Origin of the sequence: Streptomyces sp. NPDC048254 (assembly GCF_043201895.1) — a bacterium.
Taxonomy (GTDB): domain Bacteria; phylum Actinomycetota; class Actinomycetes; order Streptomycetales; family Streptomycetaceae; genus Streptomyces.
Genome location: NZ_JBICZJ010000012.1, coordinates 236,965 through 254,046, shown reverse-complemented (window position 1 = coordinate 254,046; position 17,082 = coordinate 236,965). Strand labels below are relative to the sequence as shown.

12 protein-coding genes and 2 pseudogenes are annotated in these 17,082 nt (G+C 73.0%); 9 read left to right on the top strand and 5 right to left on the bottom strand.

The window, feature by feature from the left end:
* Nucleotides 1-78: 78 nt before the first annotated feature.
* The gene (locus ACGFZQ_RS31680) at nt 79-1,422 is read right to left on the bottom strand and encodes a helix-turn-helix domain-containing protein (protein WP_393843184.1); all 1,344 of its coding nucleotides are present in this window, start codon (nt 1,420-1,422) and stop codon (nt 79-81) included.
* A gap of 196 nt (nt 1,423-1,618) precedes the next feature.
* Between ACGFZQ_RS31680 and ACGFZQ_RS31675 the strand changes: the two genes are divergently transcribed.
* Nucleotides 1,619-1,741 (top strand): hypothetical protein, encoded by a 123-nt coding sequence (locus tag ACGFZQ_RS31675; protein WP_351738298.1) that lies wholly within the window; start codon nt 1,619-1,621, stop codon nt 1,739-1,741.
* Between the two features lie 270 nt (nt 1,742-2,011).
* Nucleotides 2,012-3,985 (top strand): Ig-like domain repeat protein, encoded by a 1,974-nt coding sequence (locus ACGFZQ_RS31670; RefSeq protein WP_393843183.1) that lies wholly within the window; start codon nt 2,012-2,014, stop codon nt 3,983-3,985.
* Between the two features lie 10 nt (nt 3,986-3,995).
* Here ACGFZQ_RS31670 and ACGFZQ_RS31665 read toward each other — a convergent pair whose 3' ends face one another.
* Nucleotides 3,996-5,051 (bottom strand): hypothetical protein, encoded by a 1,056-nt coding sequence (locus ACGFZQ_RS31665; protein ID WP_393843182.1) that lies wholly within the window; start codon nt 5,049-5,051, stop codon nt 3,996-3,998.
* A gap of 190 nt (nt 5,052-5,241) precedes the next feature.
* Nucleotides 5,242-6,417: a PP2C family protein-serine/threonine phosphatase gene (locus ACGFZQ_RS31660; RefSeq protein ID WP_393843181.1), complete on the bottom strand. Its 1,176-nt coding sequence runs from the start codon at nt 6,415-6,417 to the stop codon at nt 5,242-5,244.
* A 96-nt stretch (nt 6,418-6,513) separates the two neighbouring features.
* Between ACGFZQ_RS31660 and ACGFZQ_RS31655 the strand changes: the two genes are divergently transcribed.
* The 3 genes from ACGFZQ_RS31655 (at nt 6,514) to ACGFZQ_RS31645 (ending at nt 9,012) form a co-directional block, all read left to right on the top strand.
* Nucleotides 6,514-6,954 carry a hypothetical protein gene (locus ACGFZQ_RS31655; RefSeq protein WP_393843180.1) on the top strand — a complete coding sequence of 147 codons (441 nt, stop codon included), beginning with the start codon at nt 6,514-6,516 and terminating at the stop codon, nt 6,952-6,954.
* Nucleotides 6,955-7,338: 384 nt separating this feature from the next.
* A complete protein-coding gene (locus tag ACGFZQ_RS31650) occupies nt 7,339-8,307 on the top strand; it encodes a hypothetical protein (RefSeq protein WP_393843179.1) in 969 nt (322 codons plus the stop codon).
* Between the two features lie 114 nt (nt 8,308-8,421).
* Entirely contained in the window at nt 8,422-9,012 is a 591-nt protein-coding gene (locus ACGFZQ_RS31645) for an HAD family acid phosphatase (protein WP_393843178.1), read from the top strand.
* Here the strand turns inward: ACGFZQ_RS31645 and ACGFZQ_RS31640 are convergent.
* On the bottom strand, nt 8,991-10,343 hold the full coding sequence (locus tag ACGFZQ_RS31640; RefSeq protein WP_393843177.1) for a PLP-dependent aminotransferase family protein: 1,353 nt from the start codon (nt 10,341-10,343) through the stop codon (nt 8,991-8,993). The two genes, ACGFZQ_RS31645 and ACGFZQ_RS31640, sit on opposite strands and share 22 nt — an antisense overlap.
* 80 nt (nt 10,344-10,423) lie before the next feature.
* Between ACGFZQ_RS31640 and ACGFZQ_RS31635 the strand changes: the two genes are divergently transcribed.
* From ACGFZQ_RS31635 to ACGFZQ_RS31625, 3 genes and pseudogenes are all read left to right on the top strand, one after another.
* A complete protein-coding gene (locus ACGFZQ_RS31635) occupies nt 10,424-11,212 on the top strand; it encodes an alpha/beta fold hydrolase (RefSeq protein ID WP_393843176.1) in 789 nt (262 codons plus the stop codon).
* 10 nt (nt 11,213-11,222) lie between these two features.
* Nucleotides 11,223-12,188, top strand: a complete 966-nt coding sequence (locus ACGFZQ_RS31630; protein ID WP_393843175.1) for an endonuclease/exonuclease/phosphatase family protein — start codon at nt 11,223-11,225, stop codon at nt 12,186-12,188.
* A gap of 7 nt (nt 12,189-12,195) precedes the next feature.
* Nucleotides 12,196-14,143 (top strand): annotated as a pseudogene (locus ACGFZQ_RS31625) (FUSC family protein).
* A 21-nt stretch (nt 14,144-14,164) separates the two neighbouring features.
* On the opposite strand, the gene ACGFZQ_RS31620 reads toward ACGFZQ_RS31625, so the two are convergent.
* Nucleotides 14,165-16,255 (bottom strand): PhoX family protein, encoded by a 2,091-nt coding sequence (locus ACGFZQ_RS31620; RefSeq protein ID WP_393843174.1) that lies wholly within the window; start codon nt 16,253-16,255, stop codon nt 14,165-14,167.
* 254 nt (nt 16,256-16,509) lie between these two features.
* Here ACGFZQ_RS31620 and ACGFZQ_RS31615 point away from each other — a divergent pair.
* Nucleotides 16,510-17,082, top strand: a pseudogene (locus ACGFZQ_RS31615) (Toxic cation resistance protein); the annotation flags it as partial.

The following is a 17,082-nucleotide window of genomic DNA, read 5'->3' as shown; positions in this document are numbered from 1 at the left end:
GCCGCGCAGGTGGGACTCGCCCGTCAGGTGGGCCCTGCTGTCGATCGTGCGACAACTACCGGACGGTAGCGGCGGCCCCTACAGCGGCGGCTGGGCCGGTGCCGGGCCCAGGGTCGTGGTGCCGGGGGCCGTACGGTGGCCGAGGCCCGTGCGGTAGGCGTCCAGGGCCGCCTCCACCCGGCCGGTGCGGCGCAGCAGATCCCCCAGCAGCCGGCACAGGTCCGCCAGGTCGCCGGCCGCGCCCGCCCGCTCCAGCAGGCTCAGGGCGCGGACGTAGTGCTCCTCCGCGGCCTCCGTCTCCCGGGCGTCCTCGGCGATGATGCCGAGCAGGCGGTGCGCGGCGGCCGCGTGGACCGCGCCGCGCTCGGAGGAGAAGTCGCCGAGCACGTCGTTCAGCAGTGCGGCGGCCTCCTCGGACTTGTCCCGGCGGTGCAGTACGTCGGCGAGCTCTACGGCGGCCTGGCTGCGGTACAGGGCCGCCCGGGTCTCCGACAGCATCGCCAGGGCCTCTCGCAACTCCCCTTCCGCGCGCTCCAGTTCACCGTTCTGGGCGCAGACGTAGCCACGCATCCAGTGGCAGTTGGCGAGTTCGGTGCGGAGCTGGAGCTGGCGGTACAGCTCGGCGGCCTTGGCCAGCGAGGCGTCGGCCTCCGCGACCCGGCCCTCGGCGAGCAGGGTGCGGGCGACGGAGCGGTGCATCCGGGCGATCAGCGCGGGGTCGCCGGCCTGCGGGGCGAGGGCGAGGGCGAGTTCGGCGGCCTGGGCGGCGCGGGCGTGGGCGCCCATGTCCATGTACGGGCCGATGGCGGACGCGTAGAGGAGCAGGAGCGCGTCGGGGTCATGCAGCCCGCTGCGGTTCAGTTCGTCGAGCGTGGTCTCAAGGAGGTAGACGGCGTAGCGGAGTTCACCGGCCAGATAGTGGCTGACGGCCCGGCCGCGGATCGCCGGGACGCGCACCGGCAGCGGCTCGTCGGCCGTCCACAGCTCGGCCCGTTCGAAGAACTCCCGGGCCCGGCCCAGCTCGCCGGTGTCCAGGGCGCACTCGCCCATCCCGAGCAGCGCGGTGGCCTGCTCGACCGTCAGCCCGTGCGCCTCCGCCTCCTCGAAGAGGGCGGCGTACAGGGCGGCGGCCTCCTCGGCCGCGCCGGTGGCCAGGGTGCGCTGGGCCTCGGTGAGCCGCAGCCTGAGGTCGGTGGCGAGATGGGCGGGGCGCCCGCTGGCCAGCTCCTCGAAGCCGACGCCGAGCCGCCCGGCGATGTGCCGCAGCGCCTCGTCGGAGGCCCGTACCCGCCCGGCCTCCAGTGTGGAGATGTAGGCCGGTGTGTAGGCCGGCTCGGCCAGCTGCCGCTGGGTCAGCCCCCGTTCGGTGCGCAGCTGCTGCACCCGCCGCCCGACGGTCACCGGATCGTCCCGTTCCTGCATTCTGTCACTCCCCCCAACTCCCCCTGGACCCCTTGCCGTTGAGCTCTGTAAGCCCCTAGGTTAAACGGCGAATTAAACACGCTTAACCCGCCCCTGTCGTTGCGAGGTCGCCGTGCTCGGACGCACATCCGCACGCCCCACCGCACTCCCCCACTCCCGGCTTCGCTCGATCGGGGGGACCCCCACCGTCCGTAGTGTGGCAGCTGCCGTGATCGCGGTGGCCGCACTCATCACGGCCGCGAACGCGGGCCCGGCCAGAGCGACGGACGACGGCTCCCGCTCCACCGCCCCGGCCACCGCCGAACACGCCCCCCGCTGACCCCTCTCACCCGCCGACGGGACAACCGCCGTCCCGCCGGGGGCACTTCGTTCCCGCTCCCGGTTCGACGACCGGCTCGCCCAGGTGAAGCCGGCTTCGGCGCATACGCCCGGCCCGAACCGCGGCGGAGGAACCCCGGTGCTGGTTGTCAGTGGCATGTCCTAGTCTTCATCGCATCCGCCACACGCGGCCCACTGCACACGCACACATGTGGGCCGCGGTCCGTGGCACCCACTTCGTTCGATCCGGGGGGTTCGAATCAGCGTGCGTATGCGCACCCGCACCGTCACGGCCGCCACCACCCTGGCGGTCCTCTTCAGCTCCGCGGCCCTGGCCGCCACACCGGCCTTCGCCGACACCAGCGCCCCGCTGCCGGTCAAGTCGACCGGTGACATCGTCGTCGACGGCGTCCACCAGCAGGTCTTCATCAGCGACCCGAGCAACGGCAAGATCGTGGTGACCGACTACTCGGGCAACGTGCTCAAGCAGCTCACCACCGACCTCTCCGGTGTCACCGGCCTTGAGCTGTCCGCCGACTCCGGCACCCTCTACGCGGCCGTCCGGGACCTGGACGCCGTCGCCGTCATCGACACCGCCACCGACGCCGAGACCGCCCGCTACGCCGTGGGCGACAAGCCGCGCAGCGTCGCCCTCGCGGACGGCAAACTGTGGTTCGGCTACGGCGATTCCGCCGAGGGCAACATCGGCTCCGTCGACCTGACGAACGACCAGCACGACGTCACCCTCAACCAGGACAACAGCTGGTACTCGGCTCCCGTCCTGGACGCGGCACCGGGCACCGACATCCTGGTCGCGGGCGACCGCGACACCAGCCCCGCCTCGCTGACCTCCTACGACGTCTCGTCGGGCACCGCGACCCAGCTGGCCCACATCCGCACCGACGGCAGCAACGTCAACGACCTCCAGGTCACCCCCGACGGCAAGGACGTCGTGGTGGCCAGTGGGGCGCCGTACTACCACCAGGTGTACAAGACCTCCGACCTCAGCGAGGACGGCAAGTACACCAGCACCGCCTACCCGAACGCGGTCGCCATCGCGCCCGACGGCACGGTCGCGGGCGGCAGCTTCGCCTGGTACGACCCGGACGTCTACATCTTCCACCCGGGCAGCAGCGAGGCCGTGCGCACCTACGACTTCCCCAACACGGGCACGTCCAGCGGCGCCGACACGCTCGCCGACGGCGGCCTGGCCTGGACGCCGGACGGCTCCCGGCTGTTCGCGGTGACGTACAACGACGCGGACGTGTACTCCCTGCGCGAGTACGACACCCCGGGCCGGGCGGCCACCACCGTCACGGTGAACGCCCCGGCGACGGCGACCCGCGCCAAGCAGCTCACCGTCACCGGCACGGTCACCTCGACGACCCCGCTCCCGGCCGGCACCCAGCTCGCGGTCACCCGCACCGACCTGGAGTCCCCGAACGGCAAGGCGCTGCCCGCCGTCACGGTCAAGGCCGACGGCACCTACTCCTTCACCGACACCCCGCCGGCCGGCGGCAAGGTGACGTACCAGGTCTCCTACGCGGGCGACGCCGACCACACGGCCGCCGCCGCCAAGGACACCGTGGACGTCTCCCGCGCCAAGCCGACGCTGACGCTGAACAACAACGGCAAGGTGTACGCGTACGGGCAGGACGTGAAGTTCACGGCCCACCTCGGGACGACGTACAAGAACCGCACAGTGGAGATCTGGGCCGACCCGTTCGGCTCGGACAAGCCCAACAAGCTGGTCAAGTCCGGCAAGGTCGACTCGCACGGCAACCTGTCCGCCACTCTGGACCTCAAGCGTGACACCAAGGTCACCGCGAAGTTCACGGGCGACGCCCGCTGGCAGCCGCGGTCGGTCTCCAGTTCGGTGGGCGCCAAGGTGAGCGTCTCCATGACCGTCACCCGCCAGTACAAGACGAAGACCGCGTGGGGGCAGAAGTACTACGTCTTCCACAAGACCAAGAACCCGCTGTTCACCACCAAGATGGCCTACTACACCGGCCGTTCGCAGCGGTTCGACTTCCAGGTCTACTACCAGGGCACGTGGTACTCGGACGACTCGAAGTACTTCGCACTGGCCACCAGCGGGATCTCCCAGGTCGAGTTCACCGGCAGCCACAAGGACGACGTCGGCTGGCGCTTCCGGGTCCGTTCCGACTACATCAACGGCCCGTCCGGCGACACCGTCAACTCCACGACCTACGGCGCGTGGAAGTACTTCACCTTCACGAGCTAGTACCGGTGACTCAGCTGGTCTGAAGCTGCCGCAGATGCTGCTGGACATGGTCCAGGGCACCTTCCCGGCGGCCCGGCACCCTGAGTCTCAACTCCGCGAGCGCGGGCCCGAGTTCACGGGCCCGCGCCGCGTCCTTGATGGCGCCCCACTGGTGGTGGGCCCGGTCCACGGCCGTCTCGACGGCCGGTGCGTCGGCCGGCTGCCCGGCGGCCAGCCGGGCGTGCGCGACGGTCAGCCAGGTACGGCAGCTGCGCGCCGCGTCCCCCGCGAACATCGCCAGGTCGGCCCGTACTTCGGACCAGTGCAGGGCGTCCTCGGAAGCCGGCCCGTGCGCCCGCGCGGCGGCCTCCTCCCAGCGGGCGGCGAGCCCGTCCGCCTCCGCGTACCGCCCGCCCCGCGCGGCCGTGCTGATGACGTCGTGCGGATCCCCGCTGTCCGGGGTGTGGGTGCTGAACAGAATGCTGCCGGCGGCCTCGGCGCCGAGCCGCGCGAGCACCTGCTGGTGCAACTGCGTCATCGGCGGCCGGTGCCCGCTGCGCAGCACGGTCGCCACGGCCTTCATGTACGACGGCGCCGCGACCTCCCGCCGGGCCGGCGGCGGTGCGATACGCCCGTGCACGGCGTTGTTGCGCCCGGAATCCAGGGGCACGGTACGCAGCCACTCCCAGGTCTCGTGGTCGGCGTGCAGATCGAGGACGAGCGTGGTCGCCCCGGCCGGCCGCAACCGCAGCTCCTCCCGGATCCAGTGCCAGGGCAGGCCGGTGTAGCGGACGGTGGCGGGCGTGGTCCGGGCCAGCGCGAGATGCGGCAGCCGCTGCTTGCGGTCCAGGTGCAGCTGGCCCGTGACGAACAAGGTCAGCGGGCCGGGGGCGGCCGCGGCGGCCCGCAGCCGGGTCAGCACGGCCTGCGGCTCCAGGGGGTCGGCGAGTTCGACGACGTTGGCGGTGTCGGTGCCGGAGAGTATCGCCGGGGGGACGGCCGCGAGCACGGGGAGCACGGAGGCCGCGTCCACCAGACACCCCTTGCCGGTCGGCGAGGCCGCGAGCAGCAGCACGGTTCCGGGCATCGGCCCTCCCCTTTGTTCCCCAGGTCCACTTACGTCAGCACGGTAACCGCTGCGCCTGCAAAGCGGAGGGTGTGGGAGAGGTTTGGGGTGGGATGGGAGTGTTCCGGGAGGCGGGAGAGCACGACCGGCCGGGGGCCTGTGCCCGCGGGCCTCTTGACGGCCACCGCGTTCCGCGCCTCGCCGTTGCCCGTCAGGGCGTCGCCGTTCTGCGGATCGCGAAGATCGTGGTGTCGTCGGAGAGGCGGCCCCGGCTGTGCCGCAGTACGCCGTCGCGGAGGTGGGCGACCAGGAGGGCCGGGTCGGAGGTGGCGGCCCGGGCGGCCTCCTCGGGCAGCGCGTAGAACTCGCCGTCCGCGTTCCGCGCCTCGGTGACGCCGTCCGTGGTGACCAGGAGGGTCTCGTCGGCGGCGAGGGTGACGGTGCGGGTCGGCGGGAGGCCGGAGGCCGTCGCCAACTCGGCCATGCCCAGGGGGAGTCCGTCGCCCTGCGGCAGCGCGCGTACCCCCGTCGGCCCCACCGCCAGCGGCGGCTCGTGGCCGAAGTTGACCATCTCCACCGCGTCCCGTACGCCCGGCGGAAAGCCCAGCAGCACCGCCGTGGCGAACCGGTCGCCGTCGTCGCGGCCCAGCGCGACCGTGTGGCCCCGGTGGCGGAGCATCCGGGTCTCCAGCCGGCCGGCCACCGTCGCCAGGTCCTTCTCGTGATAGCCGGCCTCACGGAACGTGCCCAGCAGCGCGGCCGCCGCCTCCACCGCGCCCAGCCCCTTGCCCTGCACGTCCCCGACCAGCACCCGGGTGCCGTGCGGGCCCGGCTGGATGTCGTAGAAGTCGCCGCCGACCCGGGCCACCGTGTCGGCGGCGAGATAGACCTCCGCATGGTCGAGGCCCGCCCACCCCGGCGGCAGCGGACGCAGCACGGTACGGCGGGTCGTCTCGGCGATGTCCCGCATGTGCAGCAGCCGCCGCTCGCTGCCCGCCCGGACCGCACAGGCGAGTATGGCCAGCAGCCCGGCGAAGGCGACCAGGATGAAGTCGGGCAGCCCGGCCTGGTACTGGTGCGGCCAGACGCTGTCCACGGCGATGTAGTCGAGGACCGCCAGCACCGCGAACACGGCCGTCGCCCAGACCCCGCAGATCGCCGCCGCGATCCCGGGGACCAGCACGATCCAGGAGATGATCCGGAACCGTTCCGTGGTGTTGAGGTCGACCGCGGTGATCCCGGCCAGCAGCAGCAACGGCGCCGCCCAGGAGAAGCTCCGGCCCCGGGCCCACTGCAGAGGCTGCCGGCGCGGCAGATCCTGCCACCGCCGCGGGGCCGGGTGGTCGGTCACGACAGTCAGGGAAACACGCTCCGGGACCCGCCGCATGTCGTGGCCGTCGTACCCGGTTCGTACGGCCGACTTGCCAGGGGGTACCCGCAGGTGTGCTCTGGAACCTGGGGGCGAGGAGAGAGGAGCACTCTCATGGCTCAAGCGGCACCCACGACCGGCGGTATGCCCCGGCGCGGCCCCACGCCCGACATCTTCAGCCCGCACACCCACTTCATGGCCAGAGTGGCCTTCCCGGTCGTGACCGGGCTGATCTACGGCTACTGGGCGGCCGCGAACCGGCGCAGCGGCGGCCCCATCACCGGCTGGAACCTGCTGTTCGGCTTCGTGACCGCGATCGTCTTCGCGCTGGTGCTGTTCGGTGTGCTGACGATCGCCCCGCGGCTGCGGCGGGAGGTGCACGCGCTGATGTGGACGGCGTTCATAGGGATCGCCTTCGGGTTCCTGTACAGCCAGAGCGGAGAGTCGATCCTGCGCTCCACCGGCATGTCCCTGGCGGTCGCGGCGGTGGCCTTCGTCGTGATGTTCTACCGGTTCTACACGCACGAGGACGCGGTGGGCCATCGCATCCGGTGACCGCACCCGCCCACGCGTGGGCCCCGGCCGTGCCGGCCGGGGCCCACGCGTTTCCCCTTTTTCCCTCACGGGTTGCTTCCCCTCACGGCCGCCGGGCCGCCCGAGGGCACCCCGCGGCACCCCTGCGGAGCCGCTCCGGCCGTTCGGCCACTCCGGCCACTCCGCCAGGCAGGAGACCTCCGCAGAACCAGGAAACACCCGTTCGGGCCAGCCCTCCACCGGAGCGCGGCGCCCCAAGGGTTTCCGGCGCCCGGCCGCCCGCCCCTGGCCGCCGTGTCGTCCGTTCGGCTCGACCTGACGCCCCGCCGTGCCCCGGATGCAGTCACCCCGCTCGCCTGACCTGCCCTCAGGGGCTTGCCTGGAAGCGTGCCCTCAGTGCCCCCAGTGCCGCCAGGGCCCGCGCGGCCCGTACGGCGCACCCGGGCCGTAAGTCTCCGGATCGCCCTGTCGGCCCTGCTGATCGCGCTGTCCTGTCTGCTGCTGCCGTTCGGCGCGCTGGCGGCCTGGGCGGCCTACGGGCTGGCGGACACCGGACAGTACGTCAGCTCGATGGCGCCGCTCGCCGACGACCCGGACGTCCGGGACGCCGTGGCGGACACCGTCGGCGAGGGCATCATGCGCGAGGTGGACGTCGGCCGGCCGATGCAGGGCACGGTGGCACCCTTCGTGCGCGAGGCGGTCCGCTCCTTCACCCAGACCCGGGCGTTCCGGCTGGCCTGGGACGCGGGCAACCGGGCGACCCACGACGCGGTCCTGCGCGCGCTCCAGGACGAGCGTGAGGAGGCCGTGACCGTCGACCTCGCCCCGGTCACCGCCCAGGTCAAGGACCAGCTCACCCAGGACCATGTGCCGCTCGCGGCCCGTATCCCGGTCCAGCACACGGCCGTCGCGGTACTTCCGGCGGCGGAACTGGACCGACTCCGGAAGGGGTTCCACGTGCTTGAGGTCGCCGGCTTCTGGCTGCCCGTCGCGGCCGTCGTCTTCGCGGTCGGCGGTGTCGCCGTCGCCGTCCACCGCCGCCGTGCGGTGCTGGCGACCGCGCTGGGTACGGCGCTGGGCGGCGCCCTGCTGGGGCTCGCCCTCACCGTCGGCCGCCGGCTCACCCTGGCCGGTCTGCCGTCCGACGTCTCGCACCCGGCCGCGGCCGCCGTCTACGACGCCCTGACGTCCACCCTGCGCACGGTCTCCTGGCTGCTGCTGGGCCTGGGCCTGACGGTGGCCGCGCTGGCCTGGCTCGCCGGACACGTCCGCCGGCGTCGCGGCGGGGAGCAGGAACCGGCCCCCGACACGCCCGATTCCGCTTCCCTCAGGGCGGATTCACAGCCTGCCGGCCAGAACATGCCCATCCCGTAACCGGCCGCTCCAGCGGCGGACACACGGTGGGCGTCCCGGCCGGGCACCGTGGCGGAACGACGGCCACCGGTACGGAACACCGGCGGCCGACGTGAGCTGAGGAGCCCCCACCCGATGATCCGTCTCACCGCGCGCCGTGCCACCGTCGTCCTCGGTGCCGGCCTCGCCCTGTCGATCGCCGCCGCCCTGCCGGCGCAGGCCGCCGACGTCACCGAGGCCCAGTGGCTGTCCGACGTCGCCGCCGTCACCGGCCCCGCGCAGAGCTACATCGACTCCCGTGCCGCCGCCGCCAACACCTCCGGCGCCAAGCTCGCGATCGTCCTCGACATCGACAACACCTCGCTGGAGACCTACTTCGAGGGCGGCATCACCGTCCCCGCCACCCCGCCGGTGCTCCCCCTCGCCCAGGACGCGCACGCCAAGGGCGTCAGCGTGTTCTTCGTCAGCGCCCGCAGCGACCTGTTCAACCTGGTGACCAAGTCCAACCTGACCTCGGTCGGTTACCCCGTGGACGGCCTCTACGCGCGGACGGTCGCACAGCTGCTGACCGAGTCCATCGCGGACTTCAAGACCTCCCAGCGCAAGGCGATCGAGGCGAACGGCTACGACATCGTCGCCAACATCGGCAACAACGCCACCGACCTGTCGGGCGGTTACGCCGACACGACGTACAAGCTCCCCGACTACGACGGACTGCTGGACTGACGTCCCAGGGGGCGGTGCGCCGCGAGTTCCGCGAGCGTGCGCAGCGCCCCCACCAGCTCGGGCTCGCCCGCCGAGGCGAGCCCGAGCCGTACCGCGTCCGGGGTCCGTTTCGGGTCGACGCGGAAGGCGGTGCCGGGCGTGATCCCGATCCCGTGCGCCGCCGCGGCCGCCGCGAAGCCGTCCGCCCGCCAGGGCGCGGGCAGCTCCCACCAGGCGAAGTACCCGCACGGATCGGCCCGTACGGCGAACCCGTCGAGCAGCTCGCGGACGAGCCCCTGCCGCCGCCCGGCCTGCGTCCGCTTGGCCGCGACGAGCCGCGCCACGGTCCCGTCCCCGATCCACCGCACGGCCGCCTCCAGCGCGAACGCCCCCGGCCCCCACCCCCCGGACCGTACGGCCGCCGCCACCGCGTCCACCCGGTCCCGCGGTACGACGACGAACCCGACGGTGAGACCGGGCGCGACCCGCTTGGAGAGCGAGTCGACGACATGGACGAGGCCGGGCGCGAGCGCGGCGAGCGGCGGCTCGGGGCCGGTGCCCAGAAACGACCAGACCCGGTCCTCCACGACCGGCAGCGCCAAGTCGTCCACACACCGGGCGAGTTGGAGCCGCCGCTCGGTCGGCACGGTCAGGGACGTCGGGTTGTGCAGGGTCGGCTGGAGGTAGAGGGCGGAGAGCGGGGCGGACCGGTGGGCGGCGCGCACGGACTCGACGACGGGCCCCTGCTCATCCGTCGCCACCGGGACGAGCGTGACGGAGAGCCGGGCCGCGACCTCCTTGACCAGCGGATACGTCAGCGGCTCGACCCCGACCCGGCCGCCCGGCCGGACCAGCGAGGCCAGGGTGGCGGCGACGGCCTGCCGGGCGTTGCCGGTGAAGAGGACGCGGCCGGGTTCGGGCCGCCAGTCGCCGGTGGCGAGCAGCGCGGCGACGGCCTCCCGGGCCCGCGGGGTGCCGTCGGCGGCGCCGGTGCGCAGCGCGTCGCCGAGCGCGTCGGGCCGCAGCAGGGGCGCGAGGGCGGGCGCCAGCAACTCCGACTGCCCAGGCACGGAGGGGTAGTTGAGCTCCAGGTTGACGCGAGCGGTGCCGTCCTCGACCAGCGCGCGCCCCTGCGGGGTGACTTCGGTGGCCCGGACGAAGGTGCCGCGCCCGACCTCGCCCACCACCAGCCCGCGCCGCACCAGTTCGGCGTACACCCGCCCGGCGGTCGAGGCGGCGATCCCGTGCCGTCGCGCGAACGCCCGCTGCGGAGGCAGCCGTTGCCCGGTCCGCAACCGCCCCCGCGCGATGTCCAGCGCGATCCGGTCGGCGATCCCCCGAAAGTCGTCCACGCCCCGTCCCCCTGTCCACATTGCACCGAGGGCAAAGATCTTATTGCACCGAGAAGTTGGCGGCGCCTAGGGTCGTCCACATGCCCCCCTTCCTCGCATACGACGACATTGACCCCCAAACCTCCCGCACCCCCTTGCTCCTGATCCACGGCCACCCCTTCGACCGCACGATGTGGCACCCCCAGCGCACCACCTTCGGCCCCTCCCGCCGGGTCATCGCCCCCGACCTGCGCGGCTACGGCGCCTCCCCGGTCACCCCCGGCCGCACCCCGCTCTCCCGCTTCGCGGCGGACCTCGAGGACCTCCTCGACGCGCTGAAGGTGGAGACCTGCGTTCTCGTGGGCCTGTCGATGGGCGGCCAGATCGCCATGGAGTGCTACGACCGGTTCGGCACCGACCGCGTGCGGGGCCTGGTCCTCGCGGACACGTTCCCCACCCCGGAGACACCGCAGGGCCGGCTCGCCCGCAACGCCATGGCCGACCGCCTGCTCCGCGAGGGCATGCGGGGCTATGCCGACGAGGTCCTGGAGAAGATGGTCGCGCCCTACGCCCGCCCGGAGGTGAAGGCCCACGTGCACCGCATGATGACGGCCACCGACCCCGAGGGCGCGGCGGCGGCCCTGCGCGGCCGGGCCGAACGCCCCGACTACCGCCCCCTGCTGACGAAGGTCACGGTCCCGGCGCTGGTGGTGACCGGCACCGACGACGAGTACACCCCCGTCTCCGACGCCGAGGCCATGCACGCCCTCCTCCCCGACGCCACCCTCCGGATCATCGACGCGGCGGCCCACCTGCCGAACCTGGAACGCCCGGAGGAGTTCAACCAGGCGCTGGGGGAGTTCCTGGCGCGGGTGGACGAAGGGTCGTAATCTCGGCCGGGTGACGACGGCGCCCGGCCCCGGAACCCGGCTCGCGACCTGGGCGGCCGCCCTGTTCCTCCTCGGCGTGACCCTCGTCGTCGGGTGCCGTAGCGCCGGCACCGACGCCGTCACCCCCGTCCCCCAGCTCCTCGCCTTCCTCCCCTGGCTGCTGGTCCCCACCCTGCTCGGTCTGCTGCTCACCCTGCTCGCCCGCTGGTGGCCCGGTCTGGTCTGGGGCGCCGCCCTGCTCCTCGCGCTCGGCTGGTTCATCCAGCCGTACGGCAGCGGCGCCGAACCGGCCGGCACCCCGCTCGCCACCTTCCGCGTCCTCACCTCGAACGTCGAGTTCGGCGCCGGAACCCCCTCTCTCGTCCCGCAGATCCGCCGCCAGAAGCCGGACATCGTCTTCGTGGAGGAGTGCGAGTACACCTGCCAGGCCACGCTGGACAAGGAGCCCGGCTACCCCTACCGCACGGCCGTCGTCGCCGGCGGCTCGACCGGCTCACTCCTGCTGTCCCGCTTCCCGCTCCGCGCCACCGAAGGCGTCCCCGGCACGATGGGCATGCCCGGTGCCGTCGCCGACGTCGACGGTCACGCCGTACGCCTCCAGCTCGCCCACCCCATGCCCCCGGTCCCCGGCCAGGTCGCCCTCTGGCGCCGCGAGCTGGGCCGCCTCCGCGACTTCGCCGCCGCCGACACCACGACCCCGACCGTCCTCGCCGGCGACTTCAACGCCTCCCAGGACCACGCGGCCTTCCGCCGCATCCTCGACACCGGCCGGCTGCGGGACGGCGCCCGGCTCAGCGGCGCCGGCCGTACCGCCAGCTGGCCCGCCCCCACCGCCGCCGTGTTCGGCGCCCAGATCGACCATGTCCTGGTCTCCCGGGACTTCTCGGCGACCGGCGCCCGTTTCCTGCGGCTGTCCGACACCGACCACCGCGCCCTCGTCGTGGACATCACACTTCACCGGCACCCGCGCCGATAATGGGCGCATGTCCCGCGAGTTCCCCATCGGCCTCACCCCTCCCGACTGGCTGGTAAGGAACCTCCGGCCCCAGCAGGCCCCACCTCTCAACTGGCCCGCCCTCGCCCGCGCCGCCCTCGGCATGGCCCTCCCGCTCGCCGTCGGGCTCGCCGTCGGACAGCCCGCGTACGGCGCGCTCGCCTCCATGGGCGCCCTGTCCGGGGTCATCGGCGACACCGCCGACGCCTACCGGATGCGGATCCTCAACATCGCGGTCCCCCAGCTCTTCGGCGCCGTCGGCGTCACCCTCGGCGCGCTGGTCTACGGCCAGGGCTGGCTGACGGTCGTCGTCATCACCGGCATCGCGCTGATCTCCGGGATGATCTCGACGATCGGCGCGGTCTCCTCCGTCTCCGGCCTCCTCCTTCTGCTCAACTCCGTGATCGGCGCGGGCCTGCCGCTGCCCGGCGCCTGGTGGCTGACACCCGTCCTGATGACCGGCGGCGGCCTGCTGGTCCTGCTGCTCGCCCTGCTGGCCTGGCCGCTGCGCTCGGGCGTACCGGAACGCTCGGCGATCGCCGCCACCTACCGCACGGTCGCCGACCAGCTCACCGCCATCGGCACGTCCGACGCCGAGGAGTACGACCGTGCCCGGCACACCGTCACCCAGTCGCTGAACCAGTCGTACGACCTGGTCCTGGCCCGGCGCGCCCGGTACCGCGGCCGCAGCCGGGAGCTCACGCGCATGCTCGCCCAGCTGAACGCGATCACCCCGGTGGTGGAGGCCGCTCCCGCCGCCCGGCTCGCCGGGAAACCGCTGCCGCCCGAGATCTCCGCGGCGGTCCACCGGATCGCCGACGCCATCGACGCCGGCCACACCGGCCCGACGCGACTCGACCTCCCCGAGCCGCAGAGCGAGACCGCCCGGGCCGTCGACCACGCCCTGCGGCACGTCGCCGACGTCGCCACCACCCCCGACGTCGATCCGCGCGGTATCGACGACCGCCTCGGCCGCCCCGCCGCCCTCGGCATCCGCACCGCCCGGGCCGCCCGCAACGTCGTGCTGTCCGCCAACTCCTGGCGCTACGGCATCCGTCTCGCCCTGTGCATCGGCATCGCGCAGGCACTGGTGTCCCTGGTCCCGGTCCCGCGCTCCTACTGGGTCGCGCTCACCATCACCTTCGTCCTCAAGCCCGACTTCGGCTCGGTGTTCTCCCGGGCGCTGCTGCGCGCGCTGGGCACGGTGGCGGGCCTGGTGGTGGCGGCGACGGTCCTCACCCTGGTGCCGCGCGGCTGGTCGGACATCCCGGTGATGCTGCTCCTGGCCCCGCTGATCCCCGCCCTCACCCCCCGGGGCTACGGCTTCCAGACCGCCGCGGTCACCCCGGTGATCCTGCTCCTCTCCGACGTACTGAACCACCAGGGCACCGGCCTGCTCCTGCCCCGCCTCCTGGACTCCCTGATGGGCTGCGGCATCGCGCTCGTCGCCGGGTATCTGCTCTGGCCGGAGAGCTGGCGCACCCGGGGTCGGCGACCGGCTCGCGGACGCGGTGGCGGACACCGCGGACTATGTCGACCTGGCCTTCGAGGAGGGCGCGGACCCGGCCGCCCGCGCCCGGATGCGCCGCCGCCTCTACCGCGACCTGTCCACCGTCCGTACGGAGTTCCAGCGCGCCCTGACCGAGCCGCCGCCCACCGGCCGCCGCGCCGCCGCCTGGTGGCCGCTCGTCGTCGCCGTGGAACGCATCGTCGACGCGACGACGGCGGCCCGGGTCCGGGTACGGCACGGAGCACCGCCCCCGCCCCGGGCCGAGGTGGACCAGATCGCCCTGCAGCTACGCGAGTTGGCGGAGGGCGTCCGCGAGGCGGACACCCTGGTCGCGGTCCGCACGGACCTCACCGGCCCACCGGACAGCGTCCTGGAACCCCTGCGCCAGGAGGTGGCGGCGGCACGGGCGATCGCGTCCCCGCACTGAGTGTCTCCCGCGGTTCCTCTCTCACACGCCGATGTCGCGGCCGTCCTTGCGCCACACGGCGACGACGGCCGGCCGCACGATCTTCCCGGGGCCGTCCGGCCAGGTGCTCGCGGGGCTCTCCACCGTCGCGCCGGCGATCTCGCCCGGGTGCTGCACGGCCACCAGCACCCGCCGGTCCTGCACCAGCGGACCGCAGGTCTCGGCACCGACCGGCATGGTCAGGAACTGCTTCAGCTCACCGCGCCGGTCGCCCCGCGTGGCCACGCCGAACAGGCCGTCGTGGTGGCCGAGCTGCGCGCCGTCCGTCGAGATCCACAGGTTGCCGTGCGGGTCGAAGGCGACGTTGTCCGGGCAGGAGATCGGGCTGACGTCGTCCTTCGGGAAGCCCGCGAAGTAGGTCGCGGGATCCTCGGGATCACCGGCGACCAGGAACAGCGACCAGGCGAACCGGGTGCTGTCGGCCCGGTTCCAGCGCTCGGTCAGCTCCAGGACGTGCCCGTGCTTGTTGGCGTTGCGGGGGTTGGCCTCGTCGGCGGGGGCGTTGCCGGCCAGACCGCGGTTGGTGTTGTTGGTGAGGGCGACGTACACCTTGCCGGAGCGCGGGTTCGGCTCGATGTCCTCGGGCCGGTCCATCTTGGTCGCGCCGACCTTGTCCCCGGCGAGCCGGGTGAAGACGAGCACCTCCTCGACGCTCATCCCCGGCACATGCGACACCGCCCCCTCCGCGGTCGCGGTCACCAGCGGAATCCACTCCCCGCTCCCGTCGAACTCCCCGTCGCCCGGCAGCTTCCCCGTGCCGTCGACCTCGATGGCGGGCGAGTCACCGGTGAGCCTGGCGACGTACAGCGTCCCCTCGTCGAGCAGGGAGAGATTGTGCTCGCGCACGGAACGCCCCTTGCCGTGCCGCATCCGCTTGCTGCCGGCGAACTTGTAGAAGTAGTCGAACCGCTCGTCGTCCCCGGTGTAGACGACCGGCCGCCCGTCGTCGGTGAGCCGCACGGTCGCGCCCTCGTGCTTGACCCGCCCGAGCGCGGTGTGCTTGCGGGGCGTGGACGAGGGGTCGTACGGGTCGAACTCGACGACGTATCCGAAGCGGTGCACCTCGTTCGGCTCCTTGGCGACGTCGAACCGGGAGTCGAACCGCTCCCACTTCCGCTCGGTCGTCCCCGTCCCGACCCCGTACCGCTTGTCCGTCGCCCGGCCGCTGTTGGCGAAGTACTGGTTGAAGTTCTCCTCGCCGTGGAGGGTGGTGCCCCACGGGGTGGTGCCGCCGGAGCAGTTGTTGAGGGTGCCCAGCACCTTCCTGCCCGTCGGGTCGGCGGAGGTCTTCAGCAGGTCGCTGCCGGCGGCGGGCCCGGTCAGCCGGAACTCGGTGGTGACGGTGACCCGCCGGTTGAGGTGGTGCCGGGGTACGGCGGTGAGCTTCCCGCTCCCGCGGTCCTCCTCGACGACGACCGCGGACAGCCCGTGGGCCGCCCAGGCGACCTCCACCTGCTCACGGGTGGGGTTGGCGGCGTCGTAGCCGCGGAACATCAGCACTTCGTCGGTGTACTCGTGGTTGGCGACGAGGAGCTGCCTGCCCCGCTCGCCGGGCACCGGCAGCAGCGCGAGGAAGTCGTTGTTGTACCCGAACTGGCCGGCCTGGGCGGCGGCGGTCTGCCGGTCCGGGTCGAAGCCGGGCGCGCCGCGCAGGATGGGTTCGCCCCAGCGGACGACGACGTTCTGGGCGTAACCGTCCGGGATGGTCACGGTGTCGGCGTTGTCGGGCGCGACGGCTCGGAACCGCAGCCCGCGGGCGCCGGAGGTGGAGGCCGGTGCCGGGGTCTCTTTGAAGGTGTGTTCCGAGGCTCCCTGCGATGCGGCGGCAGCGGGCCGGGCCCCCGCGACGCCGGCACCCCCGGCCGCGGCGGCGACGGAGACGACTGCGGCGGCCCGCATGGCGTTGCGGCGGCTGAGGGCACCGGCGATGACATCGCCGACGTAGGCGTTCGCGCTGGTGTTGGGCACCTCGTGGAAACAGGCGTTACCACACCGGAACCGGCAGGTGAGGGCGGATCGCCCACCAGGATGCGCGGCATCGGGCGTGTCGACGATCGGCAGCGGCTTGCGCACTTTACTCTCCCCTTGCGATCTCTTGGCGTGAACGTGACCTTAGGGGCGGGGTTGTGCACGCGAACAGCCGCCGAATGAACGATGGATGAACCAAGAGGAACTGGAGGGGAGTTGAGAGTGGACCGGAACTCGCCCGCCGTACGCCCGACAGGAGTCATCGACCCTCCCCAAGATCGCAACCTGGGGCCGCTAACCTTACGTGTCCGTCCTGGCCAGCGATTGACGGGTATCAACTCACGCGAAGGGTTGCGCACATGGGCATTCTCACTCTCCTGCGGAACGCATTCGGCCGGTCGCGAAAGCCGCGCCCCGCCGAGGCAGAGGGTGCAGACCAGCTCCCCTCGCAGCCGACGCCGGAACCGGCGCCGAAGCAGGAAGCACCGGATCCGGCCACCCCGGCGGTGGTCCCGGAACCCCGCCCGGGGGACACCGACGAACACGATCTGGTAACGGCTGCTTTCGACAATGTGACCGTCCCGAAGCAGGCGTCACGAACGATCGAACCGGACATCGAGGTCCGGGGGGAGACACCGACCGAGCCGGAGGCATCGGCGGAGGCCGTCACCGAGGTTGCGGCGGAGACCGAGGTTGAGGCGCCGGCTGAGCCGGAAGCCGTGGCCGAGGTTGCGGCGGAGGCCGAGGCAGAGGCCAAGGCGGAGACGCCGGCCGAGCCGGAGCCCGTGGCCGAGGTTGAGGCGCCGACTGAGCCGGAAGCCGTGGCTGAGGTTGCGGCGGAGGCCGAGGCAGAGGCCAAGGCGGAGACGCCGGCCGAGCCGGAGCCCGTGGCCGAGGTTGAGGCGCCGGCCGAGCCGGAAGCCGTGGCCGAG

Bases quoted from the DNA above. Each gene is read 5' to 3' on its own strand.
- ACGFZQ_RS31680 (WP_393843184.1), bottom strand. From the start codon at position 1,422: ATGCAGGAACGGGACGATCCGGTGACCGTCGGGCGGCGGGTGCAGCAG.
- ACGFZQ_RS31670 (WP_393843183.1), top strand. From the start codon at position 2,012: ATGCGCACCCGCACCGTCACGGCCGCCACCACCCTGGCGGTCCTCTTC.
- ACGFZQ_RS31665 (WP_393843182.1), bottom strand. From the start codon at position 5,051: ATGCCCGGAACCGTGCTGCTGCTCGCGGCCTCGCCGACCGGCAAGGGG.
- ACGFZQ_RS31660 (WP_393843181.1), bottom strand. From the start codon at position 6,417: ATGCGGCGGGTCCCGGAGCGTGTTTCCCTGACTGTCGTGACCGACCAC.
- ACGFZQ_RS31655 (WP_393843180.1), top strand. From the start codon at position 6,514: ATGGCTCAAGCGGCACCCACGACCGGCGGTATGCCCCGGCGCGGCCCC.
- ACGFZQ_RS31645 (WP_393843178.1), top strand. From the start codon at position 8,422: ATGATCCGTCTCACCGCGCGCCGTGCCACCGTCGTCCTCGGTGCCGGC.
- ACGFZQ_RS31635 (WP_393843176.1), top strand. From the start codon at position 10,424: ATGCCCCCCTTCCTCGCATACGACGACATTGACCCCCAAACCTCCCGC.